16 protein-coding genes, 1 pseudogene and 2 CRISPR repeat arrays are annotated in these 26,977 nt (G+C 37.8%); of the genes and pseudogenes, 15 read left to right on the top strand and 2 right to left on the bottom strand.

Features of this window, described 5'->3' with window-relative positions; translation table 11 throughout:
- Positions 1 to 270: 270 nt before the first annotated feature.
- The gene (locus tag MSVAZ_RS01335; protein WP_232316177.1) at positions 271 to 1,932 is read right to left on the bottom strand and encodes an ABC transporter substrate-binding protein; all 1,662 of its coding nucleotides are present in this window, start codon (positions 1,930 to 1,932) and stop codon (positions 271 to 273) included.
- Positions 1,933 to 2,499: 567 nt separating this feature from the next.
- Positions 2,500 to 6,414: a CRISPR direct-repeat array (repeat unit 37 nt; unit sequence ATTCGTGAGCAAGATCCACTAAAACAAGGATTGAAAC).
- A 636-nt stretch (positions 6,415 to 7,050) separates the two neighbouring features.
- Between MSVAZ_RS01335 and MSVAZ_RS01340 the strand changes: the two genes are divergently transcribed.
- The 15 genes and pseudogenes from MSVAZ_RS01340 to MSVAZ_RS01410 all read left to right on the top strand — a co-directional run bounded on the left by MSVAZ_RS01340 (position 7,051) and on the right by MSVAZ_RS01410 (position 23,966).
- Complete coding sequence (locus MSVAZ_RS01340) at positions 7,051 to 7,617, top strand: plasmid pRiA4b ORF-3 family protein (RefSeq protein WP_048117097.1); 567 nt, start codon at positions 7,051 to 7,053, stop codon at positions 7,615 to 7,617.
- Between the two features lie 515 nt (positions 7,618 to 8,132).
- Positions 8,133 to 9,050, top strand: a complete 918-nt coding sequence (locus MSVAZ_RS01345; RefSeq protein WP_084626041.1) for a YecA family protein — start codon at positions 8,133 to 8,135, stop codon at positions 9,048 to 9,050.
- A 286-nt stretch (positions 9,051 to 9,336) separates the two neighbouring features.
- On the top strand, positions 9,337 to 9,588 hold the full coding sequence (locus tag MSVAZ_RS01350) for a hypothetical protein (protein WP_048117098.1): 252 nt from the start codon (positions 9,337 to 9,339) through the stop codon (positions 9,586 to 9,588).
- Between the two features lie 93 nt (positions 9,589 to 9,681).
- Positions 9,682 to 9,951: pseudogene (locus MSVAZ_RS01355) on the top strand (hypothetical protein); the annotation flags it as partial.
- Positions 9,952 to 10,603: 652 nt separating this feature from the next.
- Positions 10,604 to 11,316: direct repeats of the CRISPR family, unit length 37 nt; unit sequence GTCGAAAAGTAGCTTCCACTAAAACAAGGATTGAAAC.
- Between the two features lie 348 nt (positions 11,317 to 11,664).
- Entirely contained in the window at positions 11,665 to 12,759 is a 1,095-nt protein-coding gene (locus tag MSVAZ_RS19080) for a reverse transcriptase domain-containing protein (protein ID WP_232316178.1), read from the top strand.
- A 138-nt stretch (positions 12,760 to 12,897) separates the two neighbouring features.
- Positions 12,898 to 13,596 carry a CRISPR-associated endonuclease Cas6 gene (locus MSVAZ_RS01365; protein ID WP_048123519.1) on the top strand — a complete coding sequence of 233 codons (699 nt, stop codon included), beginning with the start codon at positions 12,898 to 12,900 and terminating at the stop codon, positions 13,594 to 13,596.
- Between the two features lie 53 nt (positions 13,597 to 13,649).
- Positions 13,650 to 14,750, top strand: coding sequence for a type III-B CRISPR module RAMP protein Cmr1 (cmr1, locus tag MSVAZ_RS01370; RefSeq protein ID WP_048117101.1), 1,101 nt, complete (start codon positions 13,650 to 13,652; stop codon positions 14,748 to 14,750).
- The gene (locus MSVAZ_RS01375; protein WP_232316179.1) at positions 14,751 to 16,025 is read left to right on the top strand and encodes an RAMP superfamily CRISPR-associated protein; all 1,275 of its coding nucleotides are present in this window, start codon (positions 14,751 to 14,753) and stop codon (positions 16,023 to 16,025) included.
- Positions 16,015 to 18,801 carry a CRISPR-associated protein Csx11 gene (locus tag MSVAZ_RS01380; RefSeq protein WP_048117102.1) on the top strand — a complete coding sequence of 929 codons (2,787 nt, stop codon included), beginning with the start codon at positions 16,015 to 16,017 and terminating at the stop codon, positions 18,799 to 18,801. Before MSVAZ_RS01375 ends, MSVAZ_RS01380 begins: the two co-directional genes overlap by 11 nt.
- Positions 18,802 to 19,770, top strand: coding sequence for a type III-B CRISPR module RAMP protein Cmr4 (cmr4, locus tag MSVAZ_RS01385; protein WP_048117105.1), 969 nt, complete (start codon positions 18,802 to 18,804; stop codon positions 19,768 to 19,770).
- Positions 19,760 to 20,152, top strand: coding sequence for a hypothetical protein (locus MSVAZ_RS01390; RefSeq protein WP_048117108.1), 393 nt, complete (start codon positions 19,760 to 19,762; stop codon positions 20,150 to 20,152). The genes cmr4 and MSVAZ_RS01390 overlap by 11 nt, the downstream gene beginning before the upstream one ends.
- Position 20,153: 1 nt before the next feature.
- A complete protein-coding gene (locus MSVAZ_RS01395) occupies positions 20,154 to 20,978 on the top strand; it encodes an RAMP superfamily CRISPR-associated protein (RefSeq protein ID WP_048117116.1) in 825 nt (274 codons plus the stop codon).
- Positions 20,979 to 21,556: 578 nt separating this feature from the next.
- Positions 21,557 to 22,039, top strand: coding sequence for a hydrolase (locus MSVAZ_RS01400; RefSeq protein ID WP_048117119.1), 483 nt, complete (start codon positions 21,557 to 21,559; stop codon positions 22,037 to 22,039).
- 160 nt (positions 22,040 to 22,199) lie between these two features.
- A complete protein-coding gene (locus MSVAZ_RS01405) occupies positions 22,200 to 22,667 on the top strand; it encodes an OsmC family protein (RefSeq protein ID WP_048117124.1) in 468 nt (155 codons plus the stop codon).
- Positions 22,668 to 22,886: 219 nt separating this feature from the next.
- Entirely contained in the window at positions 22,887 to 23,966 is a 1,080-nt protein-coding gene (locus tag MSVAZ_RS01410; RefSeq protein WP_198146777.1) for a class I SAM-dependent methyltransferase, read from the top strand.
- A gap of 233 nt (positions 23,967 to 24,199) precedes the next feature.
- Here MSVAZ_RS01410 and alaS read toward each other — a convergent pair whose 3' ends face one another.
- Complete coding sequence (gene alaS, locus MSVAZ_RS01415) at positions 24,200 to 26,971, bottom strand: alanine--tRNA ligase (protein WP_048117127.1); 2,772 nt, start codon at positions 26,969 to 26,971, stop codon at positions 24,200 to 24,202.
- Between the last annotated feature and the right edge of the window lie 6 nt (positions 26,972 to 26,977).

Raw genomic sequence — 26,977 nt, forward strand, 5'->3', positions numbered from 1 at the left:
TCGTTTTAAGTAATTTAGTAATACTGAATAGAAACTTTTGCGCGTTTTCTTGAATTTTCAAATAGTCGACGCGTTGAATACTGAAAAAAAGTATAAATTCTATCGATCCTGAAAAAGAGCAAAGGCAAAATATAAATTTCAATCAAATTTGCCAAAAAAGAGTCACACTGAGGAGTTTTTCATCCCCAGTTTTACTAAGAACTTTAAGGAATAGTTCTCAATCTTTCTAAGAGACTTTTATGACCGTTCCTTGAAAATCCAGATTTCAGTTTAATTTTCTGTACGTTTCCACTCCAGGATATTGCCGAAGATATCGGCACCATGAGGCTGAATTTTGGGAGTTCCGAAATCTATATCCTTGTCCATAATGTACATGTAATTGATAGTTGCAATCCAGAGCCAGGTAGCGTCTCCTTTTTCTGAAAATCCTGTTGTTCCATCCCAGGCAGCCAGTTGCCAGTTTTTATTGGCAGTATCCTCATCAGTGCTGGTTATGGCTGTCCTTAGATAGTTATCCACGACCGAATTGTTGTACAGTATTATATTGTTGTAGTTTGCAGGGTCATAGCTTTTGCTGTAGTATTTCAGGTATAAGTCAGTCGGGTCCAGTGTGCCGAAACCGAAAATTACCGGAGTTGAATGCGCCAGAGTGTCAATCTCATCCCAGCTCTTACCCTCGACTTTAATGTTTATTCCCAGTTTTTTAGCTTCCTCGCTCAATGCAACGGATAATGCTTGCCTTTCCTGGGCGCCTGAGTAATATAATAATGTAAATTCTGCTTTCGTCCCATTCTTTTCAAGGATACCATCACTGTCGGTATCTTCCCAGCCGGCGTCTGCTAATATTTTCTTTGCTTCGTCTACTTTTCCGTCTTCGAATATAGCTTCCTTATTGCCCCAGGGCAGTTTGTCCACTCCAGTAAATTCCTCTTCACCCTGCCCGTTTAATGCACCATCGATTAAGGTCTGTCTGTTTATTCCGATATTCAGGGCTTTTCTTATCGCAGGATCGGAGGTTACATTATTTCCGATTGAATAGCCATTTTCCGTTTTCTTTCCTGTGTCGGGTTGCATCGGGAAAGTTATACCACGAGCATCAATGGAACTAAGAGACACTATTTTCATTCCATCTACTTTTTGATTAGCGTATGAGGATGGAATTTCAGCTACGTCGACCTGTCCTGATTTAGCTGCTGCGAAAGCTGTGTCGGACTGCATGAAGAGTAAAGTTAATTTTTTAAAGTACGGTTTCTGGCCATAATAATCCGGGTTTGCTTCAAAGATTGCCTGCTGGCCTTTATCCCATTCTACGAATCGGTATGGGCCAGACCCGATTGGATGTTCTCCGTAAGTCTCATTGTAAGCATGTTCAGGCACAATCCCGACAGCTGCAAGCTTGTGAATGAAAGTCGTCTGCGGGTCGTTTAATGTGAATTCAACCGTGTAGTTATCGAGGGCTACAGCATTTTTCAAAACTGAGAGATCGACTCCACTCGAATTTGCCGCAGTGTTAAATGTGAATGCTACGTCCCTTGCCGTTAAGGGCACTCCATCATGGAATTTAACGTCATTCCTTACATCAACAGTCCAGGTAAACCCATCGTCACTGACAGAGTAGTTTGTAGCTAAATCATTGATCAGAGATCCATTACTGTCCTTTTCAAAAAGAGTACTTTGAACCAGCGGCTCACGACTATAACCCCATCCTGTAATCGGGTTAAAACCTGTTTCCGGTTCTCCGCCATGTGTCCCTATGGCTGCCACCAGCTCGTCCGAGCCCTGGGAAGTTGATACATTCGAATCTCCGGAAGCTAACTCATTCGAACCTCCGGATACTGCTTCATCCGATACCCCTGAAGCCGGATTGTCGGTCTCATTTCCCGGAATGAAAGCAATAGCCGCTACAATAATTATGGCTATTAAACCTATCAAGAGATATTGCTGATTTTTCTGGATTAAAATTCCTCCTTTCTCGTAGTTATATTAAATTACTGCAATATTGTCGCCTATCAGTAGTGTTTTCAGTAATCTCAAATCAGTTAAATAACACGTTTCTGAGAAAACATAATTGTATAGTAATACTTTTTTGATAAAAATTAAGATGAATTAGACTAAACCTGTTTTGCTATAAATACATTCCTAAATATATGTAATACAAATTAGTAATTATATAAAATTAAATAATACAAAATAATATTTAATTCGTTTGTTAGTTTTGGATCAATTCGGGTTCTGGATGAAAAAATAGTTTAAATTTGGTGTTTTTAAAAAATAACTAAAGTATTGCTGGATTAGGTCAGTCTTTGAATCTATTTAAAACGACTTAAAATACAAAAGTTAAATAGAAAGAAAGGCATATACCAGAATGTTTCCAAACTGCTAGAAAACCTGTTTTTCTTGTATTTATAAAGGGTTTGATAATTTTCCAGCAAGAATTTTAGCCCCCAAATTGGGCTCATTTCAGGCCTTTTCTAGCCAAATAACGGAAATTTTTGCCCTATTCGTGAGCAAGATCCACTAAAACAAGGATTGAAACTATATACTTTGAAACCTATTACTATATACTGAAAGAATTCGTGAGCAAGATCCACTAAAACAAGGATTGAAACTATTTCTTTTTTAGAAACAGATGACAATTTCCGTGAATTCGTGAGCAAGATCCACTAAAACAAGGATTGAAACTTCCCCACGCTCGCTGCTGCAATCGGAACAGTCGGTAATTCGTGAGCAAGATCCACTAAAACAAGGATTGAAACCATCACCATCAACGGCAATATGGACAGCGACTTTTGATTCGTGAGCAAGATCCACTAAAACAAGGATTGAAACCTACTGTAAGAGAGACTGTGATATACTCGATAAGGCTTATTCGTGAGCAAGATCCACTAAAACAAGGATTGAAACTAAAAGATCATGGGTTTCGATGGGGGGGGTTTGACGTATTCGTGAGCAAGATCCACTAAAACAAGGATTGAAACCTTATATGATACTGTAGTATAGTAGTATTGTAGTATTCGTGAGCAAGATCCACTAAAACAAGGATTGAAACGTTTTAGAAACTGATTTAACTCTACCAGCATATAAATTCGTGAGCAAGATCCACTAAAACAAGGATTGAAACCCTTCTCCAGTATCCCACTTAGAATCCGATCTGGGAATTCGTGAGCAAGATCCACTAAAACAAGGATTGAAACCGATCATGACAAAATCAAAAAAGGTTTCTTGGATGGAAAAACAATTCGTGAGCAAGATCCACTAAAACAAGGATTGAAACTACACTTCTGTCCTTTCTTTGCGCCGGGAATAGCGGATTCGTGAGCAAGATCCACTAAAACAAGGATTGAAACTACCTGTATATGTTGAAGAAACGGAACCCGAATAAAATTCGTGAGCAAGATCCACTAAAACAAGGATTGAAACAGAGTATCTAAAACTGTTCGAAAGAATCGGCAATATATTCGTGAGCAAGATCCACTAAAACAAGGATTGAAACTAAAATCCAAGTCATCTTGGGATAAACTGATGCTGGATTCGTGAGCAAGATCCACTAAAACAAGGATTGAAACACATATTTTCACAATATTGTCCATCATTTGGCCAAATTCGTGAGCAAGATCCACTAAAACAAGGATTGAAACTCAACTACAAGGAAATTTAACCCCATACTTAAAAAAAATTCGTGAGCAAGATCCACTAAAACAAGGATTGAAACCAGTCAAGTTTAACGGTAATATTCCGCTTTTACCCTATTCGTGAGCAAGATCCACTAAAACAAGGATTGAAACAACGACAGGCACTCGCAGATGAACTTGAGAAGTATTCGTGAGCAAGATCCACTAAAACAAGGATTGAAACAGACCAAACCCAAAACACCAAACCCGATAACCAATATTCGTGAGCAAGATCCACTAAAACAAGGATTGAAACGTTACCCAGACTTCCCGAACTCCAGTTCCTACCATCATTCGTGAGCAAGATCCACTAAAACAAGGATTGAAACTGTTTTCCACCCCTAACGTAACTTTGATCCCTCTTATTCGTGAGCAAGATCCACTAAAACAAGGATTGAAACATTAGAGGTTGATAGACTTTGTTTTTCTCTATTATATTCGTGAGCAAGATCCACTAAAACAAGGATTGAAACTTATTGACCTCCAGCATACGCTTTTTACGCCGGTGAATTCGTGAGCAAGATCCACTAAAACAAGGATTGAAACGGATCTGAATTGCCGTATATGGTACAGGGTTAGATTCGTGAGCAAGATCCACTAAAACAAGGATTGAAACACGTTGTTGTATGATGCTGTTGCATTTGCGTCGTTATTCGTGAGCAAGATCCACTAAAACAAGGATTGAAACTTTCTAAAAAATCTGATGAAAGAACCTGTTACCTTATTCGTGAGCAAGATCCACTAAAACAAGGATTGAAACTCAAATCTGTTAACATTTTTCTCACCTGAAAATTAATTCGTGAGCAAGATCCACTAAAACAAGGATTGAAACTTTTCTAAAACTCCGCACCACTCACAAACATATGTTTCCATCTTTTATTCGTGAGCAAGATCCACTAAAACAAGGATTGAAACAATAGCACACCAACTTTAGTAATATTATACATTAAATTCGTGAGCAAGATCCACTAAAACAAGGATTGAAACCTTATGTAATTCATATTGTGATTGCGATATGTATAATTATTCGTGAGCAAGATCCACTAAAACAAGGATTGAAACTCGTGTTCATTACATCACCTCCCTGTGTAGTAAATATATTCGTGAGCAAGATCCACTAAAACAAGGATTGAAACATTTCCATCATGAATAATATAATAGATCCATTTTTATATTCGTGAGCAAGATCCACTAAAACAAGGATTGAAACCTGTTGGCGCATCTGGAAAAATTACACAAATTGTTATTCGTGAGCAAGATCCACTAAAACAAGGATTGAAACCTTGCTTTGATGTTTTGATGAGCAAGTGCTCTACTATTCGTGAGCAAGATCCACTAAAACAAGGATTGAAACTTCAGAGTTCCCGTATCATCGGTTGCTGTTTTAACGATTCGTGAGCAAGATCCACTAAAACAAGGATTGAAACCATTTGGAAAAAACAGATTGAGAGGGCATTATATGACATTCGTGAGCAAGATCCACTAAAACAAGGATTGAAACATCTGTTGTAATTTTTTATCTCCTGAGCCTTCAGGATTCGTGAGCAAGATCCACTAAAACAAGGATTGAAACAACCCCCTTCTAATTTTGGAGATCCCCTGGTATAATTCGTGAGCAAGATCCACTAAAACAAGGATTGAAACCTAAGACTAAGATTGCTGAGTTCTCGGGTATTCCGGTTATTCGTGAGCAAGATCCACTAAAACAAGGATTGAAACATCTGTTGTAATTTTTTATCTCCTGAGCCTTCAGGATTCGTGAGCAAGATCCACTAAAACAAGGATTGAAACTTGTTTGACCGTCCACATCAATCCATGAAATAACATATTCGTGAGCAAGATCCACTAAAACAAGGATTGAAACCGTCAGATTCACCTAGAAAAAGGATTTCAGGGAAAATTCGTGAGCAAGATCCACTAAAACAAGGATTGAAACTTGTTTGACCGTCCACATCAATCCATGAAATAACATATTCGTGAGCAAGATCCACTAAAACAAGGATTGAAACCAACCTACCTTATCTGCTATTTCTCGGGTTTTCTGCATTCGTGAGCAAGATCCACTAAAACAAGGATTGAAACTCGTGATCGAGTACTCGTTTTGCTCCTTTTCGGTTATTCGTGAGCAAGATCCACTAAAACAAGGATTGAAACCAACCTACCTTATCTGCTATTTCTCGGGTTTTCTGCATTCGTGAGCAAGATCCACTAAAACAAGGATTGAAACTCGTGATCGAGTACTCGTTTTGCTCCTTTTCGGTTATTCGTGAGCAAGATCCACTAAAACAAGGATTGAAACTTTAAACAATGTTATGAAATTTGTATGACTTTTTGGGTATTCGTGAGCAAGATCCACTAAAACAAGGATTGAAACTATTAATAATAGATGATTGCATTAATATTAATAAAATTCGTGAGCAAGATCCACTAAAACAAGGATTGAAACCATTCAATATAGTCTAATATGTGTTTTCCATCAGCTATTCGTGAGCAAGATCCACTAAAACAAGGATTGAAACTGTATTATCAGTACCGCTGTCACTACCCGAGCAACCAAATTCGTGAGCAAGATCCACTAAAACAAGGATTGAAACACAATATACTCTTCTTGAGCAGTAAGTATACGTTCTTATTCGTGAGCAAGATCCACTAAAACAAGGATTGAAACATTACACCATTTTCGAGTTGTGGAACTCTTTTTACAACATTCGTGAGCAAGATCCACTAAAACAAGGATTGAAACTCGAAAAACCGGGATACGGCGAAGCCCGGATATTTTATTCGTGAGAAACAAAGTTTGCACGCATGGAATATGCGAGAGATAGACTTTTTTCAACATTTTATTCATGAGACATACGGGAAGATGGTTTGAAATTTTTAGAAATTGATCTATAGATGACTGTTTGGAGACAATCAAGGTTTTTTTCCACTTTCAGTCATGAAAGAAATTCATTCACATGTTACCTGTTTTGTCCGCTTTAAGGTAATTATTGAAGAGCATTGAATATATTGAATCCATTAGATACATTAGATACATTAGATACATTGGATACATTGGATAGTACTGGATATTATCAGTATTTGAAAACATTATCAACATCATAGTATATTGTTAAACATTAGCGAGTACTCTTAGATGCTATAAACTATTCTTAGATGCTATCGAATATTCTTAAACATTACAGGGTACGATAAGACATTGCTGAATATTATTGGGAATTAATAGCCGTTATTATATGTTAGAGGCCATATTGAATAGTATCTAAGATTAGCAAAAATTAATGAATATTGGCAGAAATTAATGAATATTAGCAGAAGTTAACGAACGTTAGCAGAAATCATCCAACGTTGACGGTCGTTTATTCTGGGGAATAACTATATGAAAGACACGTTTAAAAAGATATACCAATTAAAGCTTTCAATAAAAGGGATTAGCCCTAAGATCTGGCGGCGAATCCAGGTACCGGAATCTTATACTTTTCTGGATCTTCATAAAGCTATCCAGACTGCAATGAACTGGGAAGATTACCATTTGCATGAATTCGAAATGCAAAACCCAAAAACCGGGGAGCTTGACAAAATAGGGAAAACAGATGACGAGTGTGAAACTGTCTGTGAACCCCTGGTGCCGGAGAATAAGGTCAAGCTTTCCAAATACTTTTCTTCGGAAAATAAGGTTGCTCTGTACACCTATGATTTCGAGGACAACTGGAAGATAAAAGTCCGGCTTGAGGAAATCCTTCCAAAAAAACAAGGGGCGAAGTATCCAGTCTGCACTGCAGGAAAAAGAGCAGCTGCCCCTGAGGATATCGGAGGAATATGGGGTTATGAAGAGATGCTCGATATCTTGAAAGACCCTGAACATGAGGAATACGAACATACAATGGCCTGGTTAGGGAAAGGGTTTGATCCCGAGCGCTTTAACCCAAAAGACGTTGCTTTCTGAGATTCAAAAATGACAGGGTTTTCACACCCAGGCTTTAAATGTAAAAATACATCTGCAGAATTCAACTAATGTATGGGGAGTCCTGACTTCTCGGGGAGTGGTGTTAATATTTTTGAAACTTTCTCTAAAAACATTAGGGCTTGCGCAGTTGAACTGAAAAAACAATAGTATCAGACCATTAACCGCCTAAAACATGATTTCAATCCACAGTCTTTGCTGTGATTGATTTTATTCCTCAGGTGCATAAGTCCTAAATATATAACTTAATACATACTAAAGAAATATGAAGTCATAATTCATATATCATTAATATATATTAATGATTTATCTGTTGTATATCACATATTAATAATTTCTCTATTATAAATTCCATATTAATAATTTATCTGTTAATAAATCAAGCTTCTCGTGGTTTTTTTCTGAATTTAAATATATCAGGTACTTGAAAAACAATCAGACACAAGAAATAATGTCGATTCTGAATTAATCCTCATAAAACAAAGGAAATAATCAAAATGTCAAAGAAAATTGGTAGAAATGATCTGTGTCCGTGTGGTTCAGGAAAAAAATATAAACATTGTTGTTTAGGTCGTAGCAAAGTAGTTACTGGAAATCAAACTCCTACAAAACAAACTCCTATAAAACAAACTCCTATAATTCAAGCCTCTCCAAAATCCGAAAAATCAGACATTAGTATGCTGGCCATTATGAGATTTGAACAGAAGTTACAGGAAAAGCCCGAAGGATTGGAACAAATTAGCAAACAATTTGAAGAATACTCTGATCTCAAGGACATAAGCTTCAAAGATTTCATTCTAGAAAGCTGGAATTTTAATAAATTAAAAAAGATGGGCACTTCGGAAATAATTGAAAAATTGAAATCAATGAATGTCGATTTTGAAATAGAACGTTTCAAAGAACAGGCTCAAAATTATATCTCTGCAATCCAGTTGGCAGAAGACCATTATTACACACAGAACTTTCAGGCACAAGGCAAGGATGAAGATTTCATCTGGCTAGCAATAATAGAATTATGGAAACGGATAATCCCAGAAAAATACAATATGGAAATGATTGATGATCTTATTCAAGATGGCTATGACGACATTGAAAACCAGAATTACAAAGATGGAATGGAAAAGTGGGAAAAAGCGTGGAATATAATAGTAAATATTGTTCCTTCTCATATAAAATCTGTTACCGATGCTGATAAATTCATTCCCGTTCTAACACAATGTATTTTTAATTGGTGTCAGGATTTTGAAATGGAGTTAGCGAACGCAGCATTGGAAGATGCCTCTTTCCATCAGAAAAGAATAAAATACTGCCAGGATTTCCGCCGGGTTTTCCCTTATTCTGATAAATCAATAATAAAAAATATGCTCAAAGCAGAAGCCGAATCACGTGCTGAGCTTGGGATACTAAAACAGTAAAAAATGAGTTAAGGGATGAATTCAGTGGTTTCAGAATAATTTCTGTGGTTTTATTGACGCGGAGATGAGTAGTTTGAGCGTGAACTACTAACGGCTAAAGCATGTTTGCTTCTTGAATCGGTCCCAATTTTTCAGTTATTTCCGAGGTACTCATCTATCCCGCTTCCTTATGGAAATCAGTCATACAAGCCTTTTCCCGCGTTCCGCAGGTGTAGTTAAGAGTCTATATAATTATTAGATAACAAGACATATTCACAGCAAAGAACTACTCGAAAAGGTGAGCACAATGTCAGATCCTAATAAATTCGATGTAGAAGCAAAAAATATCTATGAAGCCCATAAGGAAGCATGGGAAAAATTATACAGTGGGAAAATAATAGCCATAGATGTTGATGCTAATGACATTGTGTCGGTAGGGGATCACCTTAAAGATGTTAGTTTAAGAGCAAGAAAAGAGCGTCCAGGCCACCGTTTCTTTGTGCGTAGAGCAGGTAAAAATCCTTCAGTTGCTCGACTCAGGAACAGAAACTATTCATGAAAAAGCTACTTTTGATTATTATGATAATGACCCTCTTGTCGTCGTGACTCTCATTAATCCAGTTTTAAGAAAAAGACTAAAACTTGTGCATATCTTGATACTGGCTCAGATGCAGTTGTCATACCAGAAGACATTTGGTTTAAACTCGGGTTAGATAAGGACTTAATGGCAAGTGTAAGTGTTGTTGGAAACACAGTTAATACATGGTACACTTTTATAGACCTGGAATTCCTTCAGAATAAACATAAAGATATTGAAGCTTTTTATAATGATGCAGCAGGAGCTATTTTGATAGGTAGAAACATCCTTGATGAATATTCTGTAACGTTCGATGGTAGGAATTCGAAGCTGTATATAGAATGAGTATGAATAGTATTTTCATGTCTCCTGCTATGGGAGAAGCTAAGAACCTTAAGGAACTGTAGAGTAAAAATCTACCACAGATACCAAATCGTATAAAAGAAGGTATTCAAAATGTCAAAACCCATTGAATTGGGGCTTGTTGCTTTTTTCTGGAGTCCGAATTCTGGAAGTAAATTACCCCGTTTTCCTCATAAATCACGCTTTTTCTCAACTTTATAAACTAATTTAACAAAAAACAATGTCCTGAGAATCAGTATAAATGATTGTTTTGAATTATCCAAAAAGAAGTTCCAATTTTTCCCTCCGATCCAAAAATTAAAAATCACATTATAGAGGCAGAGTAAAACATTTTAATAAAATTTTAGACTTGCTGCCCACCCTTTACTTTTTTAATAATTTCTTTATAATGACCACGTTTGTTCATTATTAAAAAACTAATCTCAATATAGGACGGTTAAAAATAAAAAAGTTTATATGTTGCTGCTCCTTATATACTATTCAGTTATTTGTCGACCAGCAAATTTTGTTGACCAAAATAAAAACAGGTAAATTTCAAAAATTATCTAGTTCAAGCAAAAAACAATTTGCTCGATATTGATTCTTAAATCAGAGATTGTCTCCGAATTCGCTGAATATAAGGGAAAACGACCCTGTCGAAAAGTAGCTTCCACTAAAACAAGGATTGAAACTAATTTTATGCCATTATTTATAGCTTGCTGATGTGCATAGTCGAAAAGTAGCTTCCACTAAAACAAGGATTGAAACTGTTTGATCTACAATGTTTTGTAGAAATATTTTTATGGTCGAAAAGTAGCTTCCACTAAAACAAGGATTGAAACAATAGGTTTATCAAGGTTAACAAAGCGGAATGTTGTCGAAAAGTAGCTTCCACTAAAACAAGGATTGAAACTATCAACCTCACGCTGTTGCGTTTTTTGCTTCTTTTGTCGAAAAGTAGCTTCCACTAAAACAAGGATTGAAACACTCATGCCAAGTTACAGCACGAGCGTATACTGCTGCATGTCGAAAAGTAGCTTCCACTAAAACAAGGATTGAAACCCTTTTGGAAGCATCTGGCATCCAGTTCTGAATTCAACATCGTCGAAAAGTAGCTTCCACTAAAACAAGGATTGAAACATAACATTTTCACCTTGAACCAGAAAGTATACCTCTTGGTCGAAAAGTAGCTTCCACTAAAACAAGGATTGAAACTCTTCCGATAATGCATCGAGAACAGGGATAGAGTTTTCGTCGAAAAGTAGCTTCCACTAAAACAAGGATTGAGACAATTTTTTATCTACGGTATAGCGAGCAACATATTGCACGTTGTCGAAAAGTAGCTTCCACTAAAACAAGGATTGAACCAGTTCCTTGCTCTCTGTAGTCGGTTTCTGGGTAAAATAATAAAACAACAACTGCCACTGAAAAACGGATTGAAGTCCTCGCTCGTTTTTATATTTTTGGTTTTATATATCTCAAAAGTCTATTTCTATTAGAAGTAGTTCACGAAAAAGTATCGAGTCCTTTAATTCGGAAAAAAGCCGAATTCTTCGCAGCTAAATATATCAAGTTCCGTAGATGATTGAAAATTAAGAATCATTTACGGAGGTATCTGAGATCCAGAAGCAAAAATTGGCAGAAATTCAATTGAAATTGTACAATAAAGCAAAAAGAAACCCTGGAAAAAGGTTTAAAAAGCTTAAAAAACTGTTTTTGAAAGAAGAAGTTCTTTACACAGCCTGGAAGAATTTAAACCGGAATACAAAAGGCACTGGTTTTGATTCTCTTACTATCCAGCAGGTAGAGGCTTCAGGGGTCGAAAACTTCATCCGTTCAGTAAAGAAAGAGCTTAAAAGTGAAAAATACGCTGCTGGCGAAGTGAAAAGAGTCAAAATTCCAAAAAAGAACGGGGAAACGAGACAACTTGGAATTCTTACTTTAAAAGACCGGCTTGTCCAGGGAGCTGTAAAACTCGTTCTTGAGCCGATTTTTGAAGCTGATTTTGAAAACTGCTCCTACGGCTACCGTGCTTACAGGTCTGCAAAACTCGCCAGCCTTGAAGTTTACAAATGGCTTGAAACTGGGAATATCCATTACCTGAAGGGAGATATTGAGGACTGTTTTGACAGCGTCCCGCATGATAAGCTCATGAAAGTCCTTAAAACAAGAATCGAAGATGAGTTAATACTTTCTCTGATTGAGGACTGGCTTAAAAAAGGTTCAGTTGAAAGCAGTTCTGGAAAATATTCCGGAAAAGGGCTGCTTCAGGGCGGAATAATCTCACCTCTTCTTTTAAACTTCTATCTTGACCAGTTTGACAACCAGTGGGCTGAAATCGGGCTGAAGAACATTGAAGGGGACTCAGTTGAGCATCTTGTGCGTTTTGCAGATGATTTTGTGATCCTTTCAAAGGAATGGATCAATCCTGACAGAGTTGAGGCTGTTCTGGATGTACTGGGCCTTGAATTTAACAAAGAAAAGACCTATGTTGGGACTGCAGCTAATGGGTTTGAGTTCGTAGGCTTCTATTTTCAAGAGATTGTTGATGAGAAGGGGTTCGAAAGGAGTATAAAAATCATACCTACTGAAGGGTCTATTGAGAAGGTAATTAAGAGCATTGAAAGTATGGGATGTGTGGAAAAAGCAATATTTGATCATAAAAATGAAAACGGGGCTCCAAAGCGTTCTATTAAAAATATATCTAATGTTGTTGACCCGTGGGTGAACTATTACAGACATACGGATTACGCGGTTGGGCTTGAAAGAATTAAACAAAGCGTTAACAAATGGATAAAAGAGTTTACTTAAATATAAACAAAGTATTTATTTTTGTAATAAGGCTTATCCATAAATTATCAAAATTTATTTATGTTAAAAGTAATTTATGTTAAAATAAATACAAATAAAATTAAAATGATGCTTTTTAAAAAATTCGTTGTATTTACCATGACTCCAGAAAATATTAAGCTCAAAACTCTTGAAATGACCTTTGAAGGCTCAGAAGAGTTCAGAGGGGACGCAAATCAGATACGTGGTTTCTTTGCGTCAAAATTTAATGAATACGATCAGCTCCACAACCATAATACTGACAGATTTTATTATCGTTACCCTCTGGTGCAGTACAAAGTTCTTGATAGAATACCGCTAGTGGTTGGTATAAATGAAGGAGCAGAAATTCTAAAAGGTTTATTTGATAAATTTGATACGGTTACTCTTCCTCATGAGGACTTTGAAATCACTGAAAGGTCTCTGAGGCTTAAAAAACAGGATTTTGGCCTTACAAAAAACCTCTACTTTTACGAATTTCTCACTCCCTGGCTTGCCCTTAATAAAGAAAATGAAGAAAAGTTCTTTGAGACCAGAAACCCTGAAGAAAAAAAGGAAATCCTCAGGAAAACGCTTGTAGGAAACCTGCTCTCCATGTCAAAAGCTTTTGGATATACGGTTCCTGATACCATAAAATGCGATGTTGATGTGGAACTCAGATGTTCAAAGTACAAACAAATGGATTTTACTTCTTTTACAGGCGGTTTTATAGCTAATTTTTTGATTCCGGATTTTATGGGAGTGGGGAAGGGGGTTGCTAAGGGGTTTGGGACTGTAAGGAAAATAACAGAAAATCGAAGAAAAGTGAAATCATTCTAACTTGAATAATATTCAGTAATTGTACAAATTTAATCATAATTAAGGAGTTATTTATGATGAAACCTGAACCCATTGTAATTGAAACTCTTACTCCAATATGGACAGGTGGAGTAAATGGGAGTTCGGACACAGTAAGAGAAACAGGTATTATTGGGAGTATGCGTTGGTGGTATGAGGCAATAGTAAGAGGAATTGGAAAATATGCTTGCAATCCATTAAGTGATAGCAAATGTATGCTTGATGGAAAGGAAAAAGAGAATGACAGAAATAATAAACTGTGCCCAGCATGTTATCTTTTTGGATGTGGAGGGTGGAAAAGAAGATTTCGATTAGAAATAGAAGATTTTGGTGTAAAAGAACCTTTTCACTTAGTTACATTCGATAGAGATGAAATTGGAAATAACTGGTGGCTATCAACAATATTCGAAAAAAATCTTAATAATAACTTTTCTTTTGGAAAATTTATGTTTAGAATTTATCCAGTTGGAAGAGGTGACAAATCGGAAATAATCGCACAGATCAAAGCATTACTTTCCATAATGTCCCATGTTGGTGCCATTGGTGCCAAAAGTCAGTATGGTTTTGGTCAGTTTGAAATGGAAAATAGGATGGATTTTAAACGAGCCCTAAATGAGATAAATAATTTTTGTAACAAAGATGAGTTCAAAAAAGAAGCAAACAAACCAGACTTCTACTCTTTATCTAATTTTTGGTGTTACGAGTTTAAAATTCCTGCAAGAAACCAGTTAGTTCAAAGTTTTCAGAAATCGTACATTGTTGGAAATCAGTCCTTGTCCACAAGTTATCTGCCTGTATCTTTCGATATCAGGTACAAACTTCCAAATCGTAATAAAGGTTCAGGATTGAGACAGGCATATTATTCTCATTGTAATGGAGATAAAAACCAAGTTTGTCAAATATTTGGCACACTTCCTGAGAACAAAAAAAAGGAAGATGGAATTGGAAGTAGAATTTTTGTAAGTCATCTATTTAGAGAACCTTCAGAAAGTGATTATTTCTTACGCATTTGGGGGTTCACTGAAAAAATTGTGGGTAACTTAGTCAGTATAGAGATTAATAAAATGTTTTCTCTTCAAGAAGCTCCAAAAAGGAAATATGAAGAGGAAATAACTAATTTTTCAGGGGGTGTCTAATTGAATATTGATTGGGGTTCAGTTCTTTATCAACAGGAAAAAGCCTCTATAAATGATCTCAAAATAATTGTTGAGGAAATCGATAAGGCAGGAAAGGAAAAAAAAGAAGAATTAGAAAAAAAGTTAGAGAGCAAACTTAAGGACCTAATTTTGCCCAATGAACATCTAGCATATCATTACATGGCTACCATTAATCAAAAATTGTCAGATAATTTCCGAGAAGCATGGCAGAAACAAAATTTGAAAGTTAATTTAGAAGAAGTTGTCGAAAAATGGGAACTTACAAAATACATTAAAGACAATTTCATATGTCCAGAGGTAAATATTTCTACGCTACCCAGTTACTCCTTTGTTCTCAACTTTATGTTCAAACTTAAAAAGTCCTATATATCCCTTGATGAAAATGATTTTCACATAATTGATAATCCTCTGAGAAAAGATAAAGTTCTACATCTCCCATTTGTCGCACCTTCTTCTTGGAAAGGAAGTCTCAGAAACTCTCTCTGGCAACTTAATTATGATTATGAAAATGATAAAATAAGGCGTATTTTCGGAAACGAGAGATCTCCAAACTCCGAAGATATAATTCTAAGAATGGGAAGACTGTATTTTTTCCCTACATTTTTTACCAAAAAATCATTGGAAATAATTAATCCTCATGACCGAGAGCGTAGAGTTGGGACAGTGCCGATTCTAATGGAAAGCGTTCCGCAAGATACAACGGGTTTTTTTACACTTCTATATGTTCCTTTTGACTTGATTGGATGTGATGAAAAAAAGATCAGAAAGCAGGTCTCAGAAGATATACAATTGGTCTCAGAGGGATTAAAATCGATGTTTACTTATTATGGATTTGGAGCCAAAACATCAAGTGGATATGGGACAACATATGAAAATATTACAGATGGTGCGATCACTTTAAGAAACAAAAGTGTAAAAGTTTCGGTTCAAGAAGAAAAATTTGAGTTTCCAAAAGATTCTTATAAAAAATTCCTTGATGAAAATGGAATTTTAAAAGATGAATTCAGGGGTAAAAATGGTGGGCCTCTTAGTAATTCAGAGTTGGGTAATTTTAATGGAAGTCAGAAGGAATTTAAAAAATTTAAAACATGGTACAATGATAATATCGAAAAGTGGCAGAAATATCTGAAATCTCAAAATACCCCTACATCTGAATGGCCAACATGGAGATTTGAAGGTTTCTCTGAATTAATTGATGTTTCCAAAAATATTGCTACTTCTTTAGAACCTTCGGGGGTACACAATGAGTCCTGATCTCAAAATCCTTGCTGACAATAGGGAAACATTATATTTGGCTGAAATTGCTGCTTGGTTGCATGACATGAGAAAGTGTAGTGATAAATTTTTAATCGGAAATTCTTTGGATCGCCAATTAGACTCTACTGAAAAGAACAGTGAAGTTACCCATTTTCTTAAAGATATAAAGACCATATTTAAGAAAATCGAAATTGATTTTTCTGAAGTAAGTCCTATTTTCGAAAAAGTAACGTTAAATGAGCTTATTGAAAAAGGCCGTCCTGCTACTCTAAAAAAAGAAAATCTGCAAAAAAAATATCCTTGGATTGTAAAGACCTTAGGTCGTTGTCATGGTGCAGCACATATTGAAAAAGAAAATGTTTCTGAAGAATTATTTAAGCAATATAAAGATTACACGATGATCAGCAATCCATTTGGATTTGAAATAGAAATAGAAGAGCTTACTCCTAAATTAACAAGCATTCCATATGATAAAATAAATGATAGATCTTTTTTTGTAAAGTCATTAGTTGAATCTTTTGATTATGCACTAGGGGAAACCAGAAGACCTACAAATGAGGTTACGCTTACTGAGTGGTCAGGTATTGTTGCTGCGTTATATAAATCTGCTTTAGCGGGTTCATTGCTTCTTGGAGAAAAAACAGATCCTCTAAATCTAAAGTGGCAATTTTTAGTAATAAAGTTTAATTCCGAGCAGATATGGGGAAATGCTCAAAATATACCAATATTAGCAACAAGAAAAGAAATGTTAACAAAGGGATTAGATAGGGTGAAAGTTCTAATTGAAGAAAAATATCCATTAGGGAACGAAGTATATCGAGATCAAAATAACAGTCTGTATGTTGTACCCAATATTCCAAATCTATTGGAATATACAATTTCTGAAGAAAGTAAAACACAACTAAAGCAATTAATAGCAAATGAATTTGCAGTTGATGAAGAACATAACTTCGGATTTAAAGGCGAAGTCATTCTCACTACTGACATTGATAAGCAAGCATGGTGGGGGCAAGAGCCGAATAATGAAGATAAAGAAAAGAATGAAATTCCACCTATAGCACGAATTCTCTCTAATGATGAACTTTGCTCTCCAGCAGATGTTAATGCGGTTGAGAATTTTTGGAAAGATGTTTCTGATTGTGGGATATGTACTATTTCCTGGTTACGTCCTCAGGGGCCCACTTCAAAGGGATTTAACAGAAAAGCTTCAGATTGCTGGGTCAAGAGAGTAACTTGGCGAGCGAGTGAATGGTATCATAGTCTCGATAACACAATATGGATTGATGAGGTTGCTGACTCAAACGGTAGAATTTGCCTGCTAACTGGAAGATTAGACCTCTTAGAATGGCTAAAACCAGACGGATATATTTCTACCATAAAGGTCGGATCTGACGCAAATAGCAAAGCCATTTTGAAAACTCCATCTTTTGCTCGTATGCACAGGATTTGGAGAACAACCAACAAATTTTGGGAAGATGTTAAGGATGATTTAGCGAAAAAAATAGGTCGTGTTGATAATAGACTGAAGATTTTTGGAAATTTTCAATCTGAAAATAATAATTCCCTTAAAAGAGATCATTCTTATAAAGCTATGTTAGACAGAATCGGTTTCAGCATTTTTTGCGGTAGAAATAATGAATTTCTTATAATCGAGAACCTAACAGAATTAGCTAATAAATTTGATTTTGATTTAGGAAAATCTACTGATAAAAGCCCTACCGAATATCTTAAAAAATATCTTTCTAATAAAAAAGTTAAAATCTATGACTCTGAGGGAAAAAACCGCTTAAATCCAATAGGATGCTTGAAAATACTAGAAATTGAAGACGAAAACACTTCTTATGTTCCTGTAATTCCTATATTAGCTGAACCAAGTATATTTATGACTATTATTCCAGCAGATAAAGCTCTTGAAGCATCCATACTAATAAAAACAAAATATGAAAAGGAAATGGGTAAAGTAAGGAATCGTTTGCCTTTAAGTCTTGGGATGGTATTTGCTAAGTCACATACTCCCCTAGCAGCTTTAATGGATGCAGGCCGCAAGATGCTGCGCAAATCAAATAAAGATAGATCAGTGAATGAGGATAAATGGATACTGGAAGAAGATCCAATTGAAAACGATAATAAATTCACTCTTAAATTTAACAATGGAACAAAGTGGGAAATTAGTTCAAAAATGGGAGATGAAATAACTACTGATTACTGGTATCCCTATTTTTATGCTCAGGGGGATTTTCAGGAACGGTCCAACTCCTTTATACATTCCTTTAGAAATTATGAGAATTCCAATAGATGGCTGATTCATGTTAGTGAGTTAAAAAAAGGAGATATGGTAAGTATTTTGCCTTCTAAATTTGATTTCGAATTTCTAGATTCGGCTTCCCGCAGATTTGAAATTTGTTACAATGAAAAAGGATATAGAAGAGACAGTTTGAAAGCTCTAAGACCATATCTTCTTGAAGAACTTGATAATTTCACTTATCTATGGGATCTATGCTCCAAAAATTTATCAAATACGCAGATAAAAAATGTAATTACTCTTGTTGAGAAAAAAAGGGAAGAATGGGCTGTTGGGGAAGATACAACTGTTTTTGAAACTTTTGTTCATGATGTTCTTTACAATGCAAACTGGAACAATGGAAGAAGACCAGATGATGCAAAAATGAGTGAATTGGAAGATGCAGCAAAGTCTGGAAAATTGAGGGATATTTTGGAGTTATACATGAATATTTTAAAATATAGAGCAGAGGAACCTTTTGGAGGAATTTGAATGGGTGAATTAAACAAACTCTATACTCGACAACGTTATCTATTCATGGCACTAGACCCTGTTCATATAGGTACTGGACAATCCCAGCTTGGAAGAGTTGATAACACGATAGTTAGGGAGCCTGGAACAAATCTTCCAAAAATTCCAGGAACAAGTTTAATGGGAGCAGCGCGTCACTATGCCTCAATGAAATATGGAAAACCACAAGCAGCTGGCCAGCATAAAAATTTAAAGGCAAAAGACCCAAAAAAATGTCCAATAATCTATACATTTGGTACATATACAGAAACTGAGGGGGGTCAGCAAGGTAAAATTAGCATTAGTGATGCACAAATTTTGCTATTTCCAGTAAATTCTATTGCAGGGCCTCTATGGGTTAGTACAAAAGAAGCTCTTGAATTTGCTGGATTTTCTATGCCAGATACTGTTGAGCTTTCTGATGAAAGCTTAAGCGTATTTACTTCTGTTAATTGGGAAAAAGACACATTAAATCTTGGGTGGCTCTCACTGAAAGCGATTACCGGATTAAAAATAACTCCTCCAGATGTCATTATAGAAAACAAAGAGTGGAATTCTATAGCTAACCGACTTTCAATTGTATCTTCCAAATTATTTTCTCAAATCGTTAACAGTAACCTTGAAGTTCGTACTTCGGTTGCCATAAATCCAGAAACTGGAGCAGCTGAAGATAAAGCTTTGTTTACTTATGAAGCAATCCCTCGAGCGACTTGGTTATTTTTTGATGTAGTACAAGACGATTATATGAGTGAGTTTCCACAAACTGAAAAACAGTATAATGGTGAAGATAATATAGGTGATCCTCTTGGAGAAACCTGGAATTCACCGATAGATGTTTTGAACGCAGGCTTTCATTTGATAGAGTATCTGGGTATCGGTGGAATGATTACCAGAGGATTTGGGAGGATGAAACAAATATGTTCCTGGGAGGTTTGTGAGAATGAATCTTGATCTTGAAGCTGCACGAACTTCTCAAGAAATCATGAAAAATACAATGGGCAAACAAAGTAAAAGTGTAGAAAATCTCGTTACAAAGACTTTAGGCGTTTTGCAGGAAAACGGAATTTATGCTTGTATGTTATTTCTTTGTTCTTGCAGTAATACTGAGAAAGAAATTGCAAAAATTATAAAAAGCGAACTTCTGAAAATGACTGATTTTGTGGAAAAAATTTCACTAAATAGTGATAACTCTAAAGAGATTCCAGATAAAGAGATTTTAGAGTTCCTTACAAATAATATCTGTAATGATATTGATACGCTTTTGTTAACCAAACAACTCTGGGAGCAGACATTAATCTACACCCGATACGGAGCAAAGGCGAGGGAGGACTAAAATGACATGGTCCCTCTATCGTGTGAGTTTACGTCTTCTTTCTCCAGTTCATATCGGATGGAAAAAAACAGATAATTTACAGCAGACACGGCCTTACGTTCCTGCCAAAACGATATGGGGTGCATTGACTGCAAGGCTAGCTAGAGATTATGGAAGTTTTAACTATGAAAAAGTTGGAAATGAAGTAGCAGAAAATCTAAGATTCAGTTATTTTTACCCTACAATCATAAATACTAAAATTGCTAAAGTTCCTGCCAATATTGATATTTTTCCGTGGAAAAATATTGATGATTTTTCTTGGAAGTACCTGAATAGTTCCCAAAATACTGCTCTAAATCAAAAAACAGCAGAAGAAGGTTCACTCCACGAGACCGAAAACATCTCCCATAAAACGCGTAATGGAGATTCCGTTTATCTATTAGGTTATATTTTCGAAAAAGAAGGATTTGACTTAAAATGGCAAGAGTCATTGAAAAAAATCCAGATTGGAGGGGAACGTGGGTACGGATGGGGAAAAGTGGAAATTATAGAGATATCCAAACTCTTTGAAAAAATCATTTTTGATGGATACGCTGTAAATTTAAGTGGCGACCATCCAATTATAAATGTCATTAAAGGAAATAAATATGTATTAGCGCATGTCATTACGAAAAATTTGAATCTAAATGGTTTGGTAGAACCTTTTGTTGGTAGAGAAACATCGAAAAATAAATATTTTGGTGGAAAATATTCGAATGCTGAGATTTGCTGGATGCCTGGAAGCACTGTAAATAAAAACGAGGAATTTGAAATTCTACCTACAGGATTATGGAGAATATGCATTTAAGTATTCAACACAGAGAATATCTGTTGAAGGTCTGTTATAAACTTCAACTAAATAATTAATGGGCTAAAAAACATTGAAAATTAATATCATTTGAGACTGTGAAGGTATGTATTTTAGTGGAAATGGAAACAGAACCCCATAAAAGCTAGCTTTCACTTCAATACAGCAGAGCTATAATGAAAGTGACACAAAGACAAATTACGACAGTTGCTGTCTCACTCATTCTTTTCACCTCCGTATTTTTAGGGTTCTGCACACTATAAATCTAGATTTGCTCTAGATCTACAGGTCAGAAAGTGACCTTTTGAGCTAAACCCAAAAAAATAACGGACGCTACTTTTGATGGAAGTGTTCTAGAATTCCATCTCCAAATATTTTATATTCATTTTTGGTATAAGTATCTATTCTTAGCTTCTAAAGTTTAATCTTACTTTATTTTCTTGTAAATTTTTTAAAGAAAGATTCCTAAGTTGTCTTCTTTCTATCGTAAAATTTGTACCTTTGCAAAAGGACAAACTAAAAACTTAAACCAAAACCTAAAATAACCCCCAAAGTCATTACTTAACAGGGTGAAACTCATGACCACCAACTTCGAAACTCCTGAATGTTGTCCTCGTTTTGACCCAGCTCCCTGGGACGGAAAATTGTTTGAATGGAACAATAAAAGGTTCATCAAGGACTCGGTTACCACACAGTTTTACATGCCTCTGAATTTTGGAGAGGTAATAATGCGGATGAACGAGAAAGTCGCCAGGGCAGGCGCAGAAATGCCGGACCAACTCTGTTTGTCAGACCACACCTCAGAAAGCAACATGGACCTTTATCTGGCTGTTGATAAAGAAGTGGACGGCGCCGAAAACGTAACACTGAGCGGAAAATTTTTGAGCAAAGTCTATGAGGGAAACTTTGAAAAAACAGAAGAATGGTGCCAGGACTTTGAAGCATACGCAAAAAGCCAGGGCCTGGAAATCAAGAAATGGTATATGTGGTATACCACCTGTCCCGCCTGTGCCGAAAAATACGGGGAAAACTACGTCGTGATTATTTCCGAAGTTGAATAAAAGTAAAGTAATAATACCAACGATTTGCTTCTCAGTGATTTGAGATGATATAACGTATTACAAAGACGGTCATTTACATAGCGAAATCTCCCGCTTGAAACGATAAAGCAAAGATAATCTCAGCAAGTATTGGAATTTAGGAATAGAATGAGGTGTTTGCATGCCCGAGAACAATCCTCCTATAACTATATTATATGAAGGTGGAATGCAGTTTGTTGCAGAGAATGGAACTGGATGCAAAATTCCCGTAGAACCGGCTGTTTCTATGGGTGGAAGCGGTAAAACCCCAAATCCGGTAGAGTATCTAGTTACGGCTCTTGGTAGTTGTGTAGGTATTATTATGGTCATGGATTTTTCCAGGAAAGGCTTTAAACTGGACTCTTTTACAATGAAGATCGATGGTACCAGGAGCAAACTATGCGATTGCTTCTTTGAGAAGCTGCATCTTATAATCACTCTTTCCGGAGACATGGATGACCACACAGTCGCTGAGGTGATTCAGAATACGATGCATACCTGTCCCATTGCGGCGATGTTTAAACAAACAATGGAAATTACCTGGGAATACCAGATTATAGATAGGATTCACGCACTTGAGGTACAAAATCAAGCACATTGGGCTTTGTGACTGGTTTAATGTTTTAGACAATTGAAGGTTTAATGCTATTGATTTCTCATTTCAACCGCATAAGTCCTGATAGAATGAGATTCGGGAGCAACTTCAGTTAAAAAACTAAAAATATTGAACTCGACTCATTTCAAAAAAGCAACCCGTTTAAAAAGCTGTTTGACCGTAAATGCTGGCCAGAGATTTAAACTAAGGATTTTCCAAACCTCTCTATTTCAGTTGCCTTTAAATCCCATAAACTATCTACTAATCCTGATCGACGTGGCACGGAGAAAACAATTTGAAAAGCCCCTGCATGGGGATAAGGAAAGCCTGCGCTTTGCAACCCCTGAGCCAATTGCCCGCTACAGGGCGCAGCGTTTAAGATCAAAGGTTCTGGCTGACATAAGCTGCGGGATAGGAGGCCAAACCGTCTTTTTTGCCCAGCAGTGCGAGTTCGTATATGCAGTGGAAATCGACCCCCAAAAAATCGAGTACGCAAAGCAGAACTGCGCAATGTACGGTCTTGACAACGTGAAATTCATTTGCGGGGACGCCCTTGACCCGAAAGTCATAGAGCAGATCCCGGCCGTTGACGTAATATTTTCTGACCCCTTCAGGCCGGCCGAAGAAAGCGAAAGGCACGTCTCAAGCCTTGAGCCGGGAATTCCAAATGTTCTGGCTGCTTACGGTGAAAAAACCCGAAATTTTGCTTTTGAAGCTCCGCCCCAGATGCCGCCTGAAAGGATTCCTTTTGACTGCGAAAAAGAATACATCTCGCTTGACGGGCAGCTCAACCGCCTAACCCTTTACTTCGGCGGGCTGAAGCAGTATGACAGAATGGCTGTAGCTCTGCCTGCAGGCGAAGGGCTGGTCCCAAAATATGGTCTCCCGCAGGTAAGGGAAACTGACAAAATGAAACTTAACGCCTACGAGCCTGAACCGTCAGTAGTTGCAGCCGGACTGCTGCCTGAGCTTGTTGAATCAATGATGCAGATGGCAGGGCCTTTTATGGGGGGTTTCGAGCTTTTCAGAGTTGACAAAAAAAGGCTTTTATTGACCTCGGATGCCCTGATAAAGCAGTCCATGATCAAAAATCATTACCTCGTACTTAAAGTCTGCCCCTTTGAACCAAAAGAGATCAATAAATTCCTGAAAGGCCAGAATATCGGGAGTGTTGTGCTCAGGGCAGGCGTGAAGCCCGAAGAATACTGGGAAGTGCGAAACGAGGTTGAAAAAAGCCTTGAAGGAAATAAAACCGTGCACCTCTTTGTAAAAGACGGGACTGCAATCCTTTGCGAAGTTATCTTTAACGATTAATTGAAAAATAATTGAAAGAAGAAGTAAAACGGGAGAAAAAGATAAAAGAAGAAATTGTTGGGAATTTAAAACCCGATACCTTTAGACTTTTGTTACATACTTCCTTCTTTCAGACTTCCTTACATACTTCCTTCTTTCAGACTTCCTTACATACTTCCTTCTTTCAGACTTACTTCCATACTTCCTTTTTGAAGGCTTACTTCCATACTTCCTTCTTGAAGGCTTACTTAGACTTATTTGCAGGCTTCTTTTACGAGTTCAAGCCCGCGGGCAAGCGCATCCTGAATTCTTGAAGGGTCAGTTCCACCGCCCATAGCAAGAGCAGGTTTCCCGCCTCCACCTCCGCTTACAAGCTTCGACATCTCACGGACAAGGCTGCCGGCATTGATCCCACAACTTACGGCTTTTTGTCCGGCAGATGCCACGAGTTTAACTCCTTCGGCATCACTTGCAAGAAGAGTTACCACATCTTCATGTTTCAGAAGTTCAGTAGCTGTCTTCTGGAGTTCAAGGGAATCGGCTTCGGGAATAAATTCGGCAATAACCTTGAGACCTCCAACCTCGGAAGCTCCTCCCAGCAGCCTGTAAACCCTGGCGCGGGCAATTTCTTCCTTGAGTTTTTCGTTTTCTTTCTTGAGGTCTTTCCATTCCCCAAAGAAACGCTCAACACTTGCCGGAAGCTGTTCTGGAGGCACACTCAGGGTCTTTGCGGAATCTGCCAGGAGAGAATCTATCTTCTGCATGGCACGTACGGCTGCAACTCCTGCTGCAAACTCAACTCTTTCAACTCCATCCTGGATCCTTTCTGCCCTCAGGATTTTGATCGGGCCGACAACTCCCGTACTGACACAGTGCGTACCTGCACAGGCTTCAACATCGTCTCCGACCTTTACAACTCTAATTTTTTCTCCTGGAGGCACTCCACCCTGATAGAGCCCAAAGCCGTATTCCTGCTCGGCTTCAGTCCTTGGCGTCCACTCCGTAACAACACGCTTGTTTTCCATAACCGTGCGGTTTGCCAGGAGCTCTATCTGCTTCAGTTCATCAGGGGAGATATGCTTGTAATGTGAAAGGTCAAGCCTGGAGTGATCCACAAACTTCTGGGCACCGGCCTGCCAGATGTGTTTTCCAAGGACTTTCCTGGCTGCATCGTTTACGATATGGGTTGCCGTGTGGTGCCTGGCAAGGGTCATCCTGCGCTTTTCATCCACTTTACCGTTTACAATGTCACCCTTACGGATATCCAGATTCCCCTCAGGGTTTTCTATTGTATGTACTATTACGCCGTCGTAGACCTGGACGTCCACAACCTTATATACCGCATATCCGGTAGCGATTGTTCCCATATCTGCAGGCTGTCCACCGCCTTCGGCGTAGAAAAAGGTGTTATCCAGCACTATATTGTTGTCAAAGATATCCAGTACAACAGCTTCGAATTCAAGGCGAGTGGGCTCGTCATAGAAACTGCGCTTTGTCTTCGGGAGGTGTTTAAGCCGGTCTGCAAACGGAACTACTTCTTCTTCCTTTTCCTCAGCCTTGTTATGCAGTTCACCAATAATGGAATAGAAGTTGTCAGGGAATTCGACGTCCACTCCGATTTCGGATGCTACTTCTTTTGCCATCTCGGGTGGGATTCCGTGAGAATCGTAAAGTTCAGTTAACTGAGATAAAGGAATCTTTTCCCCGGTTTTCTTGAAATGAGATGCCGATTTCTGAATGATCCTGCGGCCTCTTTCCATTGTATTGCGGAACTTCTCTTCTTCGGATTCCAGAATGTCCTGTATGACCGGGAAGTTTTCTCTGAACTCGGGATACTCCGGCATATTCTTTATATGCATATCCATAATCTCAGTAAGCGGAGTCCGGATGTCAAGGTCACCCATCATGCGTAAAGTCCGCCTGATGACAAGCCTTGCAAGGTATCCTGCCTTGACATTCGAAGGAATAATCCCGTCTCCAAGCATGAAAGTCAGACAGCGTGTATGGTCAGTGATTGCATAGACCTTTTCTACAGGTTCCATGATATCCGAGAGTTTTTCCACGGTCATTCCAATGCTTGAAGCAACCTTTTTCCTGAGTTCCAGAAGGTTTGCCTGTTCACTTACGTCCATAAACCCTGCAAGCCGAGCATTCTGGGCCAGGATATTTGCATATTCGGAATTGTCCAGTTCATGCTCAAGCCCTGCAAGCCCCATGAGTTCGTTTACTATGCCTGGGAAGAGTGCGTCATAGATTGTAGGGGAACCCTTTGAAGCCCAGACGAAACGTTCGAGTCCGTATCCTGTATCCACGATGTAGTTATCCATCTTCGAATAGGTCTCACCTTTGATGAGGATGTCACCCTTTTTGTCGGTTTTCAGACCCATGAAAACAAGGGTAGCAAGCTCAAGCCCGTTCACAAGGACCTCAACACAGGGCCCTGCATTTCCTCCGCCGGCCCATGGCTCTTCCTTGTAACTTACAGCAAAGGGATCTAACTTAAGTGAATTAAAGAGTTCATCACATAGCTCCAGAGTATGTTCCTTCCAGTAAATTTCGTTGTCCCTTTTATTGAAGGCGTGATGTGCCATCATTTCAAAAGTTGTAAGATGGCGTCCGCTTCTGCCCACTGAATCCAGGTCGTTCAATCGAATACAGGGCTGGGAAATCGTGAGGGGATTTGCAGGTGGGGGAACCTGCCCCGAGGTTACGAAAGGCTGAAAATCTGCAATGGATGCGATGGTAAGATAAAGGTCATCTCTCCAGCGAGCAACTACAGGATAACGGTTGATCCTTGTGTGCCCTCTCTCCTCAAAGAATGAGAGGTAATACTCACGCATCTGGGAGATATCAAATTCCCTGGAAAAAACCGGGTTTCCTATAAAGGTATAAGGATCACAGGGCGCATCTCCACATGTCTTTCGGTCAGGGTCACGTGTCCAGAAGAATTTGCCACATGACTGGCACTGCTTCCGGACGAACCCGTTATTTTTGAAAAATTCAAGTTGATATTCATCTTCAAGCATAACAAT

The organism is Methanosarcina vacuolata Z-761 (assembly GCF_000969905.1).
GTDB classification, from domain to species: domain Archaea; phylum Halobacteriota; class Methanosarcinia; order Methanosarcinales; family Methanosarcinaceae; genus Methanosarcina; species Methanosarcina vacuolata.

Bases quoted from the DNA above. Each gene is read 5' to 3' on its own strand.
- MSVAZ_RS01350 (WP_048117098.1), top strand. From the start codon at position 9,337: ATGTCAGATCCTAATAAATTCGATGTAGAAGCAAAAAATATCTATGAA.
- cmr1 (WP_048117101.1), top strand. From the start codon at position 13,650: ATGATGAAACCTGAACCCATTGTAATTGAAACTCTTACTCCAATATGG.
- alaS (WP_048117127.1), bottom strand. From the start codon at position 26,971: ATGCTTGAAGATGAATATCAACTTGAATTTTTCAAAAATAACGGGTTC.
- MSVAZ_RS01390 (WP_048117108.1), top strand. From the start codon at position 19,760: ATGAATCTTGATCTTGAAGCTGCACGAACTTCTCAAGAAATCATGAAA.
- MSVAZ_RS01400 (WP_048117119.1), top strand. From the start codon at position 21,557: ATGACCACCAACTTCGAAACTCCTGAATGTTGTCCTCGTTTTGACCCA.
- MSVAZ_RS01395 (WP_048117116.1), top strand. From the start codon at position 20,154: ATGACATGGTCCCTCTATCGTGTGAGTTTACGTCTTCTTTCTCCAGTT.
- MSVAZ_RS01365 (WP_048123519.1), top strand. From the start codon at position 12,898: ATGACTCCAGAAAATATTAAGCTCAAAACTCTTGAAATGACCTTTGAA.
- MSVAZ_RS01345 (WP_084626041.1), top strand. From the start codon at position 8,133: ATGTCAAAGAAAATTGGTAGAAATGATCTGTGTCCGTGTGGTTCAGGA.
- cmr4 (WP_048117105.1), top strand. From the start codon at position 18,802: ATGGGTGAATTAAACAAACTCTATACTCGACAACGTTATCTATTCATG.
- MSVAZ_RS01405 (WP_048117124.1), top strand. From the start codon at position 22,200: ATGCCCGAGAACAATCCTCCTATAACTATATTATATGAAGGTGGAATG.
- MSVAZ_RS01340 (WP_048117097.1), top strand. From the start codon at position 7,051: ATGAAAGACACGTTTAAAAAGATATACCAATTAAAGCTTTCAATAAAA.
- MSVAZ_RS01380 (WP_048117102.1), top strand. From the start codon at position 16,015: ATGAGTCCTGATCTCAAAATCCTTGCTGACAATAGGGAAACATTATAT.